General features: G+C 69.6%; 16 protein-coding genes. 4 read left to right on the top strand and 12 right to left on the bottom strand.

What is annotated here, in order from left to right; genetic code table 11:
* Positions 1-30 precede the first annotated feature (30 nt).
* Positions 31-447 carry a nuclear transport factor 2 family protein gene (locus GPZ80_RS11185; protein ID WP_187220246.1) on the top strand — a complete coding sequence of 139 codons (417 nt, stop codon included), beginning with the start codon at positions 31-33 and terminating at the stop codon, positions 445-447.
* Here the strand turns inward: GPZ80_RS11185 and nadC are convergent.
* Genes nadC through nadA form a run of 3 tightly spaced genes read right to left on the bottom strand, consistent with a single transcriptional unit; the run spans position 444 to position 3,912 of the window.
* Positions 444-1,283, bottom strand: a complete 840-nt coding sequence (nadC, locus tag GPZ80_RS11180; RefSeq protein WP_187220245.1) for a carboxylating nicotinate-nucleotide diphosphorylase — start codon at positions 1,281-1,283, stop codon at positions 444-446. The genes GPZ80_RS11185 and nadC overlap by 4 nt on opposite strands.
* Positions 1,280-2,908 carry an L-aspartate oxidase gene (locus GPZ80_RS11175; protein WP_187220244.1) on the bottom strand — a complete coding sequence of 543 codons (1,629 nt, stop codon included), beginning with the start codon at positions 2,906-2,908 and terminating at the stop codon, positions 1,280-1,282. The genes nadC and GPZ80_RS11175 overlap by 4 nt, the downstream gene beginning before the upstream one ends.
* Positions 2,905-3,912: a quinolinate synthase NadA gene (gene nadA / locus GPZ80_RS11170; protein ID WP_187220243.1), complete on the bottom strand. Its 1,008-nt coding sequence runs from the start codon at positions 3,910-3,912 to the stop codon at positions 2,905-2,907. Before nadA ends, GPZ80_RS11175 begins: the two co-directional genes overlap by 4 nt.
* 58 nt (positions 3,913-3,970) lie before the next feature.
* Between nadA and GPZ80_RS11165 the strand changes: the two genes are divergently transcribed.
* Together GPZ80_RS11165 and GPZ80_RS11160 are read left to right on the top strand one after the other, a co-directional pair.
* Positions 3,971-4,690, top strand: coding sequence for an NUDIX hydrolase (locus GPZ80_RS11165; protein ID WP_187220242.1), 720 nt, complete (start codon positions 3,971-3,973; stop codon positions 4,688-4,690).
* Between the two features lie 51 nt (positions 4,691-4,741).
* The gene (locus GPZ80_RS11160; protein WP_187220241.1) at positions 4,742-5,422 is read left to right on the top strand and encodes an LON peptidase substrate-binding domain-containing protein; all 681 of its coding nucleotides are present in this window, start codon (positions 4,742-4,744) and stop codon (positions 5,420-5,422) included.
* Here GPZ80_RS11160 and GPZ80_RS11155 read toward each other — a convergent pair.
* The 4 genes from GPZ80_RS11155 to bioD all read right to left on the bottom strand — a co-directional run bounded on the left by GPZ80_RS11155 (position 5,419) and on the right by bioD (position 8,143).
* A complete protein-coding gene (locus GPZ80_RS11155; RefSeq protein WP_312880253.1) occupies positions 5,419-6,057 on the bottom strand; it encodes a DUF2567 domain-containing protein in 639 nt (212 codons plus the stop codon). The genes GPZ80_RS11160 and GPZ80_RS11155 overlap by 4 nt on opposite strands.
* Before the next feature lie 40 nt (positions 6,058-6,097).
* Positions 6,098-6,304, bottom strand: coding sequence for a biotin synthase auxiliary protein BsaP (gene bsaP, locus GPZ80_RS11150; protein ID WP_187220240.1), 207 nt, complete (start codon positions 6,302-6,304; stop codon positions 6,098-6,100).
* Positions 6,301-7,338 (bottom strand): biotin synthase BioB, encoded by a 1,038-nt coding sequence (gene bioB, locus GPZ80_RS11145; protein WP_187220239.1) that lies wholly within the window; start codon positions 7,336-7,338, stop codon positions 6,301-6,303. Before bioB ends, bsaP begins: the two co-directional genes overlap by 4 nt.
* 70 nt (positions 7,339-7,408) lie before the next feature.
* Entirely contained in the window at positions 7,409-8,143 is a 735-nt protein-coding gene (bioD, locus tag GPZ80_RS11140; protein WP_187220238.1) for a dethiobiotin synthase, read from the bottom strand.
* 70 nt (positions 8,144-8,213) lie between these two features.
* On the opposite strand from bioD, the gene GPZ80_RS11135 reads away from it, so the two are divergent.
* Positions 8,214-8,465 carry a glutaredoxin family protein gene (locus tag GPZ80_RS11135; RefSeq protein WP_187220237.1) on the top strand — a complete coding sequence of 84 codons (252 nt, stop codon included), beginning with the start codon at positions 8,214-8,216 and terminating at the stop codon, positions 8,463-8,465.
* Between the two features lie 27 nt (positions 8,466-8,492).
* Here GPZ80_RS11135 and GPZ80_RS11130 read toward each other — a convergent pair whose 3' ends face one another.
* The 5 genes from GPZ80_RS11130 to dnaE form a co-directional block, all read right to left on the bottom strand.
* Positions 8,493-9,761, bottom strand: coding sequence for an adenosylmethionine--8-amino-7-oxononanoate transaminase (locus GPZ80_RS11130; protein ID WP_187220236.1), 1,269 nt, complete (start codon positions 9,759-9,761; stop codon positions 8,493-8,495).
* Between the two features lie 113 nt (positions 9,762-9,874).
* Positions 9,875-10,618, bottom strand: a complete 744-nt coding sequence (locus GPZ80_RS11125) for a hypothetical protein (protein WP_187220235.1) — start codon at positions 10,616-10,618, stop codon at positions 9,875-9,877.
* Between the two features lie 413 nt (positions 10,619-11,031).
* Positions 11,032-12,246, bottom strand: coding sequence for a cytochrome P450 family protein (locus GPZ80_RS11120; protein ID WP_187220234.1), 1,215 nt, complete (start codon positions 12,244-12,246; stop codon positions 11,032-11,034).
* A 97-nt stretch (positions 12,247-12,343) separates the two neighbouring features.
* Positions 12,344-13,129 (bottom strand): MBL fold metallo-hydrolase, encoded by a 786-nt coding sequence (locus GPZ80_RS11115; protein WP_312880251.1) that lies wholly within the window; start codon positions 13,127-13,129, stop codon positions 12,344-12,346.
* 4 nt (positions 13,130-13,133) lie between these two features.
* On the bottom strand, positions 13,134-16,667 hold the full coding sequence (gene dnaE, locus GPZ80_RS11110) for a DNA polymerase III subunit alpha (RefSeq protein ID WP_187220233.1): 3,534 nt from the start codon (positions 16,665-16,667) through the stop codon (positions 13,134-13,136).
* Positions 16,668-16,875: the final 208 nt, after the last annotated feature.

The following is a 16,875-nucleotide window of genomic DNA, read 5'->3' as shown; positions in this document are numbered from 1 at the left end:
CGGTACAGCGTACGAGAAGGTGGGGTGCTGATGTATCAGCCGACCGATGAAGCCGTGGAAAGCGTCCGCCAGTGGTTCGTCGACTACGACGCCCTAGCCGAACGCGGAGCCGTCGAGGAGATGGCGGATCTGGCGGTCTTCCCGCTGAACCTGGCCACCGACGTGCCCGGCGGCCACGCCGCGGTGGCGCAGTGGACCCGTGAAGAGTTCGTGCGGACCATGAGCGAGGTGGTCGGCGGCGGAGCGGCCATGGAATCGACGCGGACGCCGCGTTTCCTGAGCGAGAACCTCGTCGTCGTGGTCACCGAAGCCGCCGTCACCGTCGAGGGCGAGCGGCAGGAGCTGACCTATGCCGACGTGCTCGTGCGGACCCCGAACGGCTGGGCGTTCCAGACGATGATCCAGGGCGGCTGGGGCCACGGATGGGACCCAGCCCGCCGAGGTTAACCGCGCAGATCCATACCCAGGTCCAACACCGGCGACGAGTGCGTCAGCGCCCCGACCGCGAGGTAGTCGACGCCGGTCTGGGCGTACTCCCGCGCGACGGCCAGGGTCAGGCCGCCGGAGGCCTCCAGCCGGGTGCCCGTGCCCTGCGCCCGCTGGACGGCCTTCGCGCAGTCGCTGGCGGTGAAGTTGTCCAACAGCACCAGTTGCACGCCTTCGGACAACGCTTCGTCCAGTTGCGCGAGGCCGTCGACCTCGACCTCGAGGAACAGGTCTGGCGCGTGCGCGCGGGCCGCGGCGATGGCCTTGCTGACCGAGCCCGCGGCGACGACGTGGTTGTCCTTGATCAGGATCGCGTCACCCAGACCGAGCCTGTGGTTGACGCCGCCGCCGCAGCGGACCGCGTACTTCTCCAGCAACCGCAGGCCAGGCAACGTCTTGCGTGAGTCGCGGACGGCGGCCTTGGTGCCCGCGATCTCCCGCACCCACTCGGCGGTCGCGGTGGCGATGCCGGACAGGTGACAGACCAGGTTCAGCGCCGTCCGCTCGGCGGTCAGCAGCGCGCGGGTGTTGCCCCGCAGCACCAGCGCGGGCTGACCGGGGACGGCCGCGCTGCCATCTTCCTGCGCGGACACCACGACCAGGTCCGGCACCACCTGCTCGAACACGGCCAGCGCGGCCGGGATGCCCGCCAGCACACCGGCCGACCGCGGGGTGATCTCCGCGGTCGCCACGGCGTCGGCGGGCACGGTGGCCTCGGTCGTCGCGTCGGGGCCGTAGCGGAGGTCTTCCTCCAGCGCGGTCCGAATGACCCGGGTCAGGTCGTCGCGGTCGATCAAGCGGCACCTCGCAGAGCGGTCGGGGCGGCAAGAACCGGCTGGCCGGACGGGTTGAGCCGGACGACGAGGCTGCGCCGCCAGTTGGCGTCGTCCCGGATCGGGAAGTCGGTGCGCACGTGGCAGCCACGCGACTCCGTCCGGGCCGCGGCGGCGGCGATGAGCGAGCGGGCCACCAAGGTCAGTGCCGCGTCCTCCACCGCCTCGCGCGTGTCGAGTGGACGGACGACAGCGGACACGTCAAGCACCGAGCCGACCACGGCCAGCCCTTCGGCCTCGCGACCGATCGCGGCATAGCGGCTCATCACGCGCTGCAGGGAGTCGCGGTCGGCGACGGGCGCGACCGGGATGTCGGAGACGACGGCGAGCCGGGGATCGCCCAGCCTGCCGTCGGCGAGATCGGCCGCGATGGCCTCCGCGGCCCGCGCGCCCACGACCAGCCCCTCGAGCAGGCTGTTGGACGCCAGTCGGTTCGCGCCGTGCAGGCCGGTGCTGGCGACCTCGCCCGCGGCGTACAGACCGGGCACCGCCGTGCGGCCGTCGACCGTGGCGATCACGCCGCCGCACGAGAAGTGCGCGGCGGGCGCGACCGGGATCGGGGTGACGGCCGGGTCGATGCCCGCGGCCAGACAAGCCGCGTACACCGTCGGGAAGCGGGTCGCGAAGTCCACGTCGGCGAGCCGGGTGGCGTCGAGGAAGACGTGGTCGTCGATCCCGCCGCGTCCCTCGGCCATCCGCCGGGTGATCGCCGCGGCGACGACGTCGCGCGGGGCCAGGTCGGCCAGCGGGTGCACACCCCGCATGACCGACGCGCCGGTGGCGTCGATCAGGACCGCGCCCTCGCCGCGCACCGCCTCGGTGACCAGCGGGCAGCGACCACGCGCGCCCTGGCCGGTGTAGAGCACGGTCGGGTGGAACTGGACGAACTCGATGTCGGCGACCGGCGCCCCCGCCCGCAGCGCGAGCGCGATGCCGTCACCGGTGGCGACCTCGGGGTTCGACGTCGCCTGGTAGAGCTGCCCGAGTCCGCCGGAGGCCAGCAGGACGGCCGCGGCGGTGATGACGCCCGGCACGCCGCAGTCGTCGAGCACCGTCAGCCCGGTCACGGACCCGGCGGGCGTGCGCAGCGCCTGCACGGCGACGTGGTGCTCCAGGATCGGCAGCCTGCCGTCGCGGGTCGCCGCCAGCAGCGCGCGCTCGATCTCCGCACCGGTCGCGTCGCCGCCCGCGTGGACCACACGGAACGCGCTGTGGCCGCCTTCGCGGGTCCGGGCGAGGTTGCCGTCCGCGCCCGGGTCGAAGACCGCGCCCAGCTCGCGCAGCCGGGTGACGGCGGCGGGCCCGTCGGCGATGATCGCCCGGACCGCGTCGTCGTCGCACAGGCCCGCGCCCGCGACCAGGGTGTCGGCGACGTGCTTGTCGACCGAGTCGCCCGCCTCGTGCTCACCGGGCAGGACGACGGCCACGCCGCCCTGCGCCCAACGCGTGTTGCCCTCGTCGGCGGCGCCCTTGGTCACGACCAGGACCCGCAGACCCAGCGAGTGGGCCCGCAGCGCGGCGGTCAGACCCGCGACTCCGGTGCCGACGACGGCCAGGTCAGCCGAGGCTTCCCAGCGCGGGCTGGTCACTCCCCACCACCAGGTTGACCGATCTCGATCATCCGCTGGACCGCGCCCTTGGCCCGGCGCGCGATCTCCAGGTCGACGTGGACCTCGTCGCGGTTCTCCCGCAGCGAGCGCAGCAGCGCCGCCGGGGTGATCATCTTCATGTACCGGCAGGACGCCCGGTCGTTGACCGCGTTGAACTCGATGTCAGGGGCGGCCTTGCGCAGCTGGTGCAGCATGCCGATCTCGGTGGCGACCAGGACCGACTTCGCCTTGGTCGACCGCGCCTGGGTGACCATGTCGCCGGTCGAGAGGATCTTGACCTTCTCGCTCGGCACGATGCCCTCACCGGCGAGGTAGAGCGCCGAGGTGGCGCAGCCGCACTCGGGGTGGATGAACAGGTCGGCCTCGGGGTTCGCCGCGGCGCGCTCGGCCAGCTCCGGGCCGTTGATGCCCGCGTGGACGTGGCACTCCCCCGCCCAGATGTGCAGGTTCTCGCGGCCGGTCTCGCGCTTGACGTGCGCGCCGAGGAACTGGTCCGGCAGGAACAGCACCTCGCGGTCCTCCGGGATCGACCGCACGACGTCCACGGCGTTCGAGGACGTGCAGCAGATGTCGGTCTCGGCCTTCACCTCGGCCGTGGTGTTCACGTACGACACGACGACGGCGCCCGGGTGCTCGGCTTTCCAGGCCCGCAGCTCGTCGGCGTTGATCGAGTCGGCCAGCGAGCAGCCCGCCCGCTCGTCCGGGATGAGCACGGTCTTCTCGGGGGCCAGGATCTTGGCCGTCTCGGCCATGAAGTGCACGCCGCAGAAGATGATCGTGGACGCGGTGCTCTGCGCGGCGATCCGGCTCAGGGCCAGGGAGTCACCGGTGTGGTCGGCGATGTCCTGGATCTCCGGGAGCTGGTAGTTGTGCGCCAGCAGCACGGCGTCGCGCTGCTTGGCCAGCCTGCGCACTTCGTCCCGCCACGCGCTGTTCGCCTCCACCCCGCCATAGGGGGTCAGGTCGATCAGTTCCGCGGTCATCGGGCCTCCTCGTTGGTCAGATTTCCGATCCAGAGGTTTTCGCCTTAGGATCGAAAACATGACAGATGCTACCACCGGCACAACGGCTCTCGCGCACGAAGTCCTAGCCGCCGTGCTCCAGGTGAGAGCGGGATCACTGCAGGTGGTGCTCTGGGAGCGCGCGATGGAACCGCACGCGCACAAGTGGTCACTGCCCGGTGGCAGCCTGCGCGCCGACGAGGACGTCGAGGCCTCGATTCGACGGCAACTGGCCGAGAAAGTCGATGTGCGAAAGGTCTCCCACGTCGAACAGCTCGCGGTTTTCAGCGCCCCCGACCGGGTTCCGGGACCGCGGGTGGTGGCCACCGCGTTCCTCTGTCTCGTGCCGTCGCACCTGGATCCCGAGTTGCCGCCCGACACCGCGTGGCATCCCCTCGATGCTTTGCCCCCCACCGCTTTCGACCACGAGACGATCGCCATTCGGGCGCAGAACCGGCTGCGGTCGAAGCTGTCGTACACGAACATCGGCTTCGCCCTGGCTCCTCCCGCCTTCACGATCTCGGAGCTGCGCGAGCTGTACTCCGCGGCGCTTGGCTACCGCGTGTCCGCGACCAACCTGCAACGGGTCCTGGCCCGCCGCGGGCTCCTCGTCCCGACGGGTGAGACAGCCAAGCCCGGGCGGGCAGGCGGGCGCCCCGCCGCGCAGTTCAGGTTCGCCGACACCCGAATGGCGGTCACGGATCCCTTCGCCGTCCTCCGACCACCTGCCGGTGACGGTGCGATAGGCCGTACGTACTAACCGTGACCTATCGGACAGCGGAGTGGGCTGCTTCGTCGTAGCGTGGTCCGCGTGGCTGATTCGCTTCCCCTGTTTCCCCTGCAGGCCGTGCTCCTGCCGGGCGCGAACATGCCGCTGCACATTTTCGAGCCGCGCTACCGGCAGCTGACGGTCGACCTGGTGACCGGCACCGTGCCGGACCGGCGGTTCGGGGTGATCGCGATGCGGCCCTCGTCGCACCACGAGATCACCGACGTGGCGCAGCTGCGGGAGATCGGTTGTTCGGCGGCGTTGCGCCAGGCCAAGCGGCTGCCCGACGGGCGGTTCGACATCGTCTCCACCGGCGAGCGGCGGTTCCGGCTGCTCGAGTTGGACTCGACGAGCGCGCCGTATCTGATCGGGCAGGTGGAGTGGATCCCGGACGTCCCGGCGCCGACCGCTCCCGCCGAGTCGGTCAGGATGCTCGCCGAGGCCGCCCGGTCCGCGCACCGCCGCTACTGCGACGCCGCGTGGCAGAGCGAGGACTGGGATGAGCCCGCCGAGGACACCGACACCTGCGAGTTGGCGCACGCGCTCGCCGCGGACTGCCTGCTGACCCTGGAGGACCGGCAGCACCTGCTGGAGGAGACCAGGCCGCTGCACCGGCTGCGGATGGTGGTCCGGCTGCTCAACCGCGAGACCGGCCTGCTCACGACCTTGCGCGCGGTCCCCGCTCCCCCAACCGAGTTCAGCGCACCGGCAAGCCTCAACTAACCGAGGCGACGGCCCAGGTCGTCGTGGCCGTTCCAGGCGGCGGCCAGGCCGTAGGCCATCGCGGTGCCCAGCGGCCACGCGATGACGGCCCACAGGGACTCCAGGCGCGGAGCCACAGCGACTACGTCACCGACCTTCGGGGCGCCGGTCACCATGTAGCGAGCCTCGGCCCACGAGACGCCGACCTGCGCGGCCAGCCAGGCCGCCACGGCGGAGCCGATGACGGCGGCCAGCATGACCACGGGACCACGCCGCTCGCGCAGCATCCACACGCCCGCGCCGGTGACGATGCCCGCGCCGAGACCCAGGAGCACGAACAAGACCAGGTCGTGGAAGCGGTGCAGGCTTTCCCCGCGCACCTGGAACAGCTTGCCCGCCTCGCCGATGATGACGAGCTGCGCCGGGGCCAGCCGCGACCACAGCCAGCCGACCGCCATGCCGAACAGGGACACGAACGACAGGATGCTGATCGCCGGGAGCAGATCCGCCTTGACCACGACCCGGGGCGCCGGGCGATGCCACACGGGGAACTCGGGTCCGTACCGCGCGGCTTCAGTGCGCACAGTGGAGTCGTCGGAGTCGCCGGAGTCCTCGGAGACGACGTGCTGCCCTGATTCGACGGGCTGTTCCGTCACTCCTGACCTCCGCTCACGACACCTGACGCTGCGGGCGAGCCTAGTCGGTCAGGGCAAGCGCTTCCGCGCTGGTCGACTCGCCGTGTCGGCTGCAGCGCGCCGACCACCCGGCGGGCGTGATCTGGACGACCATCCGGCGGGCGCACTCACCGCAGAAGCGCGGCGGTTCCAGTGCGGCGCGCCCGCCGCGGCACGGGGTGTGGTCCCCGTCCGCGGGCGGTCGGCCGCAGTGCACGCAGAACGTCATAGCGAGTCGCTCAGCGCCTTGATCGGCATCTTCAGGTCGGCCAGCATGTCGATGTCCTGCTGGGCCGGGCGGCCGAGGTTCGTCAGGTAATTGCCGACGATGATCGCGTTGACGCCGCCGAGCATGCCCTTCTCCGCGCCCAGGTCGCCGAGGGTGAGCTCGCGGCCGCCGGCGAAGCGCAGCATCGTGCGGGGCAGCGCGAGCCGGAACGCGGCGACGACGCGCAGAGCGTCCTTGCCCTCGATCGGCTCGTACTTCTCGTACGGGGTGCCGGGCTGCGGGATGAGGAAGTTCATCGGGACCTCGTGCGGGTCGAGGTCGGCGAGCTGCACGGCGAACTCGGCGCGCTGCTCGTCGGTCTCGCCCATGCCGATGATGCCGCCGGAGCAGACCTCCATGCCCGCCTCGCGCACCATGCGCAGGGTGTCCCAGCGCTCCTCCCAGGAGTGCGTGGTCACCACCTGCGGGAAGTGCGACTTGGCGGTCTCGAGGTTGTGGTTGTAGCGGTGCACACCCATCGCGACGAGCTCGTCGACCTGCTCCTGCGTGAGCATGCCCAGCGAGCAGGCGATCTGGATGTCGTTGCCGGACTCGCGGATGGCCTTGATGCCGTCGCGGACCTGCGCGAGCAGGCGGGCGTCGGGGCCACGCACGGCGGCGACGATGCAGAACTCGGTCGCGCCGGAGTCCGCGGTCTCGCGGGCGGCCTTGACCAGGCCGGGGATGTCGAGCCACGCCGAGCGCACCGGGGTCGGGAAACGGCCCGACTGCGAGCAGAAGTGACAGTCCTCGGGGCAGCCGCCGGTCTTGACGCTGACGATGCCCTCGACCTCGACCTCGGGACCGCACCACTTCATCCGCACGTCGTGCGCGAGCGCGAGCAGGTCGTCGAGCCGGTCGTCACCGAGCCGGAGGACCTGCAGCACCTGGTCCTCGGACAGACCGACGCCGCGGTCGAGAACCTGTTCGCGCGCGACAGTCAGGATGTCGCCCGCGATCGGGCTGTCCTTGGTGTGCTCGGCGGTAGCCGTCACGTTGTTCCTCCTAGTGAGTCCGGTCCGCAGCAGTCTGCCTCATGGCGGACGGACTCGTCAGCGATGTTCCTCACGCCTCAGGCGTGGTCCCGGCGGCGAGCTCTTTCGCGAACTCGTCCGCGTCGAAGTCCCCACCCAGCCGGGGCGCGAGGGACGTGCGGGCCACCAGCGCGAAGTCGGCCGCGTCGAGCGCCCCGGCGCCCGCGGGCACGACGCCGATGAGCGGGGCGCCCGCGGCGACGGGGAGGTCTTCGAGGTTGTGCAGACACGCGAGATCGGGCTCGGTGGGCCAGGAGCCGACGACGACGCCGTCGCAGATGACGCCGCGGCCACGCAGCGCCTCGGCGGTCAGCGCGGTGGCGTTGAGGGTGCCCAGCCCGGCCTCGGCGACGATCACCACGGGCGCGCCGAGAGACCAGGCGACATCGGCCAGGGTGCCGCCCGCGTCGTCGAAGCGGACGAGCAGGCCGCCCGCGCCCTCGATCAGCACGAGGTCGTGGGTGCCGGCCAACTCCCCCGCGACCTGGGCGATCTCCGAGGGCCGCACCGCGGGCATCCCGACGCGGCGCGCGGCCGTGTCGGGGGCGAGCGGGTCGGGGAAGCGGCGAAGCTCCCGGGTGGTCAACTCGCCCGCGAGCCTGCGCACGTCGTCGAGGTCGCCCGGCTCAGCGGCGGAAACCCCGGTCTGCGCGGGTTTGAGAACAGCGACACGAAGCCCCGACCGCAACGCGAGCGCGGCGATCCCGGCCGTGACGACGGTCTTGCCGACGCCCGTGCCGGTCCCGGTGATCACGAGGACACTCACGGGAGGACAGGTTAGACCTGGCAACTGGTAGTGACGTAGTCACCCGTCCTCCTCCGTTAGTGTCGACCCCGTGAACAATCAAGTCGTCATCTACAGCGCGGACTGGTGCGGCGACTGCCGCCGGGCGAAGTCCTGGATGACCGCGAACGGTGTCCCGTTCGTCGAGATCGACGTCGAGAACGACGACGCGCAGCGCGATCGCGCGGTGGAACTCGCGGGTGGACGGAAGAACATTCCGGTCGTCGTGCTGCCGGATGGGGATGTGTTGGTGGAGCCGACGAATTCGGAGCTCGCGGCGGCCTTTGGGGTCGCTGTCGCCTAGGTCTTCGCGGCTCACCCAGGCGCCGCCTCAGCCCGCCTGGGCCGCGGCCATGACGCCCTCGGTGATGGTGGCGACGTCGTCGGTGGAGCTGACGAACGGCGGCATCGTGTAGATCAGGTCCCGGAACGGTCGCAGCCAGACTCCCGCGTCGGTGGCGGCCCTGGTCGCGGCGGCCATGTCCACCGGGTGGTCGAGTTGCACCACACCGATAGCGCCCAGGACTCGGACGTCGCGGACGTGGGGCAGGTCTCGGGCCGGGGCCAGGCCCGAGGTCAGCTCCGACTCGATCCGTTTGACGGTGCCTCGCCAGTCCTGGCTCAACAGCAGGTCGATGGACGCCAGCGACACCGCCGAGGCCAGTGGGTTGCCCATGAACGTGGGGCCGTGGGCAAGGATCGGCACCTCCCCCTTGGAGATCCCGTCGGCGACGCGGGACGTGCACAGGGTGGCGGCCATGCTCAGGTAGCCGCCGCTCATGGCCTTGCCGACACACATGACGTCCGGGCTGATCCCCGCGTGGTCGGCGGCGAAGAGTTCGCCGGTGCGGCCGAAGCCGGTGGCGATCTCGTCGAAGACGAGCAGGACGTCATGGGTGAGGCACAGTTCCCGCAGGACATGCAGGTAGCGGGCGTCGTGGAAGCGCATCCCGCCCGCGCCCTGCACGACCGGCTCGACGATGACGGCGGCGAGATCGTCGGCGTTGGCCTCGATGACCGAGGCCAGGTGGGCGACGTAGTCGTGCTCGAACTCCGCGGGCGGCGCCTCGGCGAAGAGCTGGACGGGCAGGACACCGCGCCACAGGCTGTGCATGCCGCCGTCGGGGTCGCAGACACTCATCGGGTTGAACGTGTCGCCGTGGTACCCGCCGCGCCAGGTGAGCAGCTTGGTCTTGCGGGTGCGGCCCAGGGACCGCCAGTACTGCAGGCACATCTTGATCGCCACCTCGACGCCGACCGAACCGGAGTCGCAGAGGAAGACGTGCTGGAGCGGGGCCGGGGTGATCTCGACCAGCTTCGCGGCGAGCCGGACCGCGGGTTCGTGGGTGAGGCCACCGAACATGACGTGGCTCATCTTCCCGGCCTGCTCGGCCAGTGCGGCGTCAAGGACGGGGTTGCGGTACCCGTGGATGGCAGCCCACCACGACGACATCCCGTCCACCAGTTCACGCCCGTCGGCCAACCGAAGCCGCACCCCCTGCGCCGACTCGACCACCAAGGGATCGTGGGTTCCGGGCATCGGGCCGTAGGGATGCCACACATGCGCGCGGTCGAGGGCGATGAGGTCGTCAGGGCTCACCGTTGCAGGCTAACCGCCGAATCCCGTGCCCCGACCAGGACCTGGGCAACGTCACTGTCCACGTGGGCCTGCCGACAGCCCGAGTGAGCGGTCAGCCGAACCAGGCAAGCCAGTCAGCGGGCGACGGGCACCACTTCGCCCGCGAGTTCCTTGCGGCGGGCGACGAGGCGGGCGAGATCGCGGCCCTGGTCGGTCGGGAGGATCCACTCCCCCGGCGGTACGGCGATGCGCACCGCGGGGCCGGGGGTGACGGTCACGTTCAGCTCCCCCACGCCGGGAAGGTGCAGGGTGGCGCGGCGGGCGACCATGACCTGCTCGATCGTGCCGACGTCGTCGAAGCCGACGGTGGGGCGCGCGGAGCGGAGCCTGCCTCGGCTGCCGATGAGGGTGATCCGGTCGGCGCCGACCAGCAGATCCAGGCCGCGGACGCCGCGGGCGGGCCACGGGACCTCGACCGGGGAGTCGGCGAATTCGGCTGTGTACGGCAGAAGAACCTGCCGACGCGCCCGGTCCGCGACGGTGAAACCCAGCAACCCCAACAAGACCGCGCCGAGCGGGACGGTCATCCAGGCGACGGCGGGAACACTCAGCCCGAGATACGCGCCGGAGAACGCACCGAGCACGGCGGCGGCGGCAGGCCAGCGGCGCGGGCGGAAACGGTGCAGGGCGAAGTAAGCGGCGCCCGCGGTGAGGATGAGAGCGGGCACGGCCAGCCCCGGCAGCCAGCCCCGGAACGCCAGAACCGCGGCGAGACTCAGGAGCGGCCCGAGTGCGACCACAGCGGCGAGTTGTGGTCGCACCCGGCGCAGCCGGGCGGCCACCACGCCACCATTGTCCTGACCATGTTGCCCCCGCACCAGGTCACGGTACCCAATGCTTTGGCCGGAATCGGGGATTACCGGGGCGTGGCGTGCTTCATCCGTCTTCTCGATCCCCTGGTTTATGTGAGTCTCCCTCATGCAGGGGGCAGTGCGGGGATTAAGGGCCGCGCGGTACCCGCCATCGCGGCACGAACACGCGGCGACTCGGCCCGCGCGTGATTGTGTTGGCGCGACGAGAGGCTCGCTGACGCGGCGTTCATAGGCCGGCCGCACTGAAAGGCCAGCCGCGTTGCGAAGCCAACCCGACTCGAGACACAGGCCGCGTCGCGAAGCAGGCCGCGTTGGAAGGCCACCCGCGCTGCGAAGCCACTCGACTTCGAGGTGGGCCGACTTCGAGCGGGCCGCGTTTGCGAAGGCAGCCGTCTTGGGGATCTGGCTCCTGCGCGGGATCAGCCTTGGGGGCGGACGCGTAGTTCCTCCAAGCCGCGGATCATGCTGTTGCGCCAGCGCAGGTCGTCCTCGTCCTGGGCAAGGGTCATGTTGGGGAAGCGGGACAGCAGGCCGCCCAGGGCGATCTCGGCTTCCATGCGCGCCAAGGGGGCGCCGACGCAGTAGTGGATGCCGTGGCCGAAGGCCAGGTGGCCGCCCGCGTTGCGGGTGACGTCGAGTTGGTCGGCGTCAGGGAAGCGGGCTTCGTCGCGGTTGGCGGCGGTGACAGCGACGACGACGAACTCGTCGGCCGGGATCTCGGTGTCGCCCAGCACGAGCGGTTGGGTGGTGAGCCGGAAGGTGGCCAGGTTCACCGGGCCGTCGTAGCGGAGGAACTCCTCGATGGCGCCCGAAAGCAGGGTGGGATCGGCCTTGAGCGCCGCCAACTGGTCGGGGTGGGTGAGCAGGCCGAGCATCGCGTTGCCGATGAGGTTGACCGTGGTCTCATGACCCGCGACAAGCAGAAGGAAGGCCATCGAGACCAGTTCCTCGCCGGAGAGCCGGTCACCGTCCTCGCTGGCTTCGATGAGGGCGCTGAGCAGGTCGGCGCTGGGCTCGGCGCGCTTGGCCTCGATGAGGCCGATCAGGTAGGTCTGCATCGACGACGCCGCGTTGTGCAGCTTCTCGGAGCGGTCGTTCGACAGCAGCTGGTTCGACCACGACCGGAAGTCCTCTCGGTCGTCGACCGGGACGCCGAGCATCTCGCAGATCACGGTGATCGGCAGCGGGAAGGCGAACGCCTCCAGCAGGTCGAGTTCGTCCGCGCCTTCCATCCCCGCGAGCAGCTCTTCGGTGATCGCCTCGATGCGCGGCCGCAGGTGGTCGATGCCGCCCGCGGTGAACGCCTTGTTGACGAGCTTGCGCAGCCTGGTGTGGTTGGGCGGGTCCGTGTTCAGCATGTGCGACGACAGGCTGGTGCTGAAGTCGACGCGCTTGGCCTCGGGCGCGAGGTGGCGGTCGATGATCTCCGCCGACTTGCGGACATTCTTGCTCAGCGTCGGGTCCGCCAGTGCCGCACGCGCCTCGGCGTAGTCGGTGACCAGCCAGACGCGAACCCCCGTCGGCAGCTCGACCTTGCGGACCGGACCGGTGGAGCGCAGCTCGGCATAGATTCCGTACGGGTCTTCGATGAATCGGGCGCCGAGCTTGATGTCGTTGTCCAGCACGGAAATCATCCCCCAGTGGTGTGCGGTTCGAGCCCCCTTGGCTTCCACCGTACCGCTGTCCGTGCTTACCTGTCGTGGCTATGTCGGCTTGGTAGGAGACCGGTGATCAGCTCGGGCCGAGCCGAACAACGAGGTCTTCATCGGCGGTGAGCACCTCGCCATCGAAGGTGGATCGCGCCGCGGCCGCGGCCGTCTCCCGGTTGTTGCCCGGCCAGAAGTGCGTGAGCATCAGTCTGCGAGCGCCTGCCTGGGCTGCCCAGTATCCCGCTTCCTCGGCGGTGAGCAGGTTGCGGTGCTGCTGCTGTCGCTCGCCTGCCCTGTCGGTGGCTTCGACGATGTACAGGTCGGTGTTTCGACCGAGTTCAGCGAGGAGCGGGTCTGGGCCGGTGTCCCCGGTGTAGGCGAGCGCGAACTCGTCCGTCTGCAGTCGGACGCCTGCGTTGGGCACGTAGTGAGGGAGCAGCAGGGCGCTGAGCTCGAACGGGCCGACTCGATATGTCCCTGGCAACTCGTGGACGGTGAACACGGTACGCAGGTCGACCTCGGGTTCCAGTGCACCGAGCCGATCCAGCACGCCCGGCGTGCAGTACAGCGGCAGCGTGCGGTCACGCTTTTCGCCGTAGAGGTGCATCCGGAACAGCCCGTGCAAGTCGATGCAATGGTCGGGATGTTCGTGGGTGATGACAATGGCGTCCACGGCGCCGTCCGGGCAGTGCGCCAGCAGCCGCGGCAGAGTGGCGTACCCGAGGTCGAGCACCACGCGGAAGCCATCCCATTCCACCAGGAAACCGCTGCAGGCCCGGCCTGGCTCCGGATAGGCGCCGCAACTTCCAAGTACCGTGATCTGTCGCATCAGCACAGGATGCAGGTTTCGCGCGATCAAGCCATCCACAGGCCTAGGAGAGGCAGCCCGGCCCCAGTAGCGCCTTCAGGTCCCCCATCAACGACGGCGACGGGCTGACCCGCAGCGTGTCGTCGAGTTTGAGGAGGGTCTGGCGAGGTCCGTTGATCAGTTTCAAGTGGACTTCCGTGGTCCCGGGGTAGGAACCGAGGACGTCCTTGAGCTGCGCGACCAGCGGCGGTGTGCACTTGGTCGCCGCCATGATCAGCCGGAACGGCGCGCCCGCCGCGTTGGACAGGTCCGGGACCGCGAGGTCGTTCGCGATCAGCGAGGTCCGGTCGTCGCGCTTGGCGACCCGGGCCTTCACCAGGACGATCGCGTCCTCCAGCACCCCCATGCCGATCACCGCGTACGTCTTCGGGAAGAACAGCACCTCGATGCCACCCGCGAGGTCCTCGAGCATCGCCGAGGCCCACGGTTCGCCGTTGCGGTTCACCCGGCGGTTGACCGAGGCGAGAATCCCGCCGATCACCACCTGTGTGCCGTCGGGGACACCGCCTTCGAGGATCGCCGCGATGGACGTGTCCGACTGCGAGGTGAGCACGTGCTCCACACCGTTGAGCGGGTGGCCCGAGACGTAGAGGCCGAGCATCTCCCGTTCCAGCGCGAGCTGGTGCTTGGACTCCCAGACCTCGTCGGGCACCCGCACGTCGAAGACGCTGGCCACGTCCTCGTCCGCGCCGCCCGCCGCGCCGAACAGGTCGAACTGACCGACCGCCTCGGCCTTCTTGGTGTCCATCACCGCGTCGATGGCGTCGGTGTGGATCAGGAACAGGCCCTTGCGCGGGTGCTTGAGCGAGTCGAACGCCCCCGCCTTGATCAGCGATTCGACGACCTTCTTGTTGCAGGCCACCGCTTCGACCTTGCGCAGGTAGTCGGAGAAGTCGCTGAACTCCCCCTTCTCCGTGCGGGACTTGATGATCGAGTCGACAGCGTTGGCGCCGACGTTGCGGATCGCGCCGAGGCCGAAGCGGATGTCGCCGCCGACCGGGGCGAAGTCGCGCTCGGACTCGTTGACGTCCGGCGGAAGCACCGAGATGCCCATCTTGCGGCACTCGGCGAGGTAGACCGCGGCTTTGTCCTTGTCGTCACGGACACTGGTGAGCAAACCGGCCATGTACTCGGCGGGGTAGTTCGCCTTGAGAAAAGCCGTCCAGTAGGAGACCAGGCCGTACGCGGCGGAGTGCGCCTTGTTGAACGCGTAGTCGGCGAAGGGGACGAGGATGTCCCACAGGGTCTTGATCGCGTCCTTCGGGTAGCCGTTCTTCTCCATACCGCCGGAGAAGTTGACGAACTCCGCGTCCAGGACCTCTTTCTTCTTCTTGCCCATGGCCCGGCGGAGCAAGTCCGCTTGTCCGAGCGTGTATCCCGCCAGTTTCTGCGCGATCGCCATGACCTGCTCCTGATACACGATCAGGCCGTAGGTCGTGCCGAGGATGTCCTCCAGCGCCTCCGCGAGAGCGGGGTGGATGGGGGTGATCTCCTGCTGCTTGTTCTTGCGCAGCGCGTAGTTCGTGTGCGACTTCGCACCCATCGGACCGGGCCGGTAGAGCGCGCCGACCGCGGAGATGTCCTCGAAGTTGTCGGGACGCATGAGGCGCAGCAGGTCGCGCATGGGCCCACCGTCGAGCTGGAACACGCCGAGCGTGTCCCCGCGCGAGAGCAGCTCATAGGTCGGCTTGTCGTCCAGGCCAAGGGTTTCCAGGTCCGGCACCGGTTTGCCGTTGCGCTCGATGTTGCGCAGCGCGTCGTCGATGACGGTCAGGTTGCGCAGGCCGAGGAAGTCCATCTTCAGCAGGCCGAGCGACTCGCACGTCGGGTAGTCGAACTGCGTGATGATCGACCCGTCCTGCGGGCGCTTCCACAGCGGGATCGTGTCCATCAGCGGCTCGGCGCTCAGGATGACCGCGCAGGCGTGCACACCGGCGTTGCGGATCAGGCCTTCCAGGCCGCGGCCGGTGTCGATGATCTCCTTGACCTGCGGGTCGCTGCCGTAAAGCTCGCGGATCTCGGTGGCCTCGGCGTAGCGCTTGTGCTGCGGGTCGAACAGGTTGTTGAGCGGGATGTCCTTGGCCATGACCGCGGGCGGGTAGACCTTGGAGATCTTGTCCGCCACGGCGTACCCGGGCTGCCCGAACAGCACCCGGGCGGAGTCCTTGATCGCGGCCTTCGCCTTGATCGTGCCGAAGGTGATCACCTGCGCGACCTTGTCCGCACCCCACTTCTCGGTGGTGTAGCGGATGACGTCACCGCGCCGACGTTCGTCGAAGTCGATGTCGATGTCGGGCGGGCTGACGCGGTCGGGGTTGAGGAACCGCTCGAAGATCAGGCCGTGGGCCAGCGGGTCGAGGTCGGTGATGCCCATCGCGTAGGCGATCAGGGCGCCCGCGGCGGACCCTCGGCCGGGACCGACCCGGATGCCGTTGTTCTTCGCCCACTGGATGAGGTCGGCGACCACGAGGAAGTACGCCGGGAACCCCATCTGGGTGATGACGTTGATCTCGAACTCGACCTGCCTGCGGTGTTCCTCGTCGATGCCGCCGGGGAACCGCTTGTGCATGCCCTCCCACACCTGCTGGCGGAAGTACTCGTCCTCCGTCATGCCCTCGGGGATCGGGAACTTCGGCATCAGGTTGCGGAACTCGAACATGCCCGCCGGGTCGACCTTCTCGGCGATCAGCAGGGTGTTGCGACACCCCTCCTGCCACGGGTCGGACGAGTCGACGGCCCGCATCTCGTCGGGCGACTTCAGGTAGTAGCCGTCGCCGTCGAACTTGAACCGCGTCGGGTCCTGCAGGGTCTTGCCGGTCTGCACACAGAGCAGCGCGTCGTGCGACTCGCGCTCCTCCTTGTACGTGTAGTGCGAGTCGTTGGTGACCACGAACGGGATGTCGAGCTTGCGGGCGATCTCGACCAGCCCGCCCCGGACCCGGCTCTCGATCTCGATGCCGTGGTCCATCAACTCGACGAAGAAGTGCTCCTTGCCGTAGATGTCGCGCCAGTCGGCCGCGGCCTGGAGCGCTTCGTCGTACTGGCCCAGCCGGAGCCTGGTCTGCACCTCGCCGGACGGGCAGCCGGTGGTCGCCATCAGGCCCGCCGAGTGCTCGGTGATCAGCTCGCGGTCCATGCGCGGCCACTTGCCCAGCTGACCCTCCAGCGACGCCCGGCTCGACAGCCGCATCAGGTTGCGCAGCCCCTCGTTGTTGCGCGCCCAGATCGTCTGGTGGGTGTACGCACCGCTACCGGAGACGTCGTCGGACTTCTGGCCAGGGTCGCCCCAGCGGACCCGGTCCTTGTTGAAGCGGGAGGCGGGCGCGATGTAGGCCTCGATGCCCAGGATGGGCTTGATCCCGGCGCCGGTGGCCTGCTTGTAGAAGTCGTAGATGCCGTTGGTGTGACCGTGGTCGGTGATGGCCACCGAGGTCATGCCGAGGCGCTCGCACTCGGCGAACATGTCCTTGAGCTTGGCCGCTCCGTCGAGCATCGAGTACTCGGTGTGCACGTGAAGATGAGCGAAGGAGTCAGCCACGGGCACACATTAGTTCGATGGCGGGGGCCGTGGTTGGAGGGGGGGCGGGCGTGTCGACGGACGTCCGATGAGGTAGCGCCACGACGTGCGATTACCCCGCGAAAACGTGCCGGTGCCGGCAGGGGACACGCCCTGCCGGCACCGGGTCTGACGTCGTCAGATCATGAGTTGGGACAAAGGTCACCATGACCTCCCGAGGATGCTCCGG

The sequence above is a fragment of the Actinokineospora xionganensis genome (assembly GCF_014323725.1).
GTDB lineage: Bacteria > Actinomycetota > Actinomycetes > Mycobacteriales > Pseudonocardiaceae > Actinokineospora > Actinokineospora xionganensis.
This window is presented reverse-complemented; position numbering and strand designations above follow the sequence as displayed.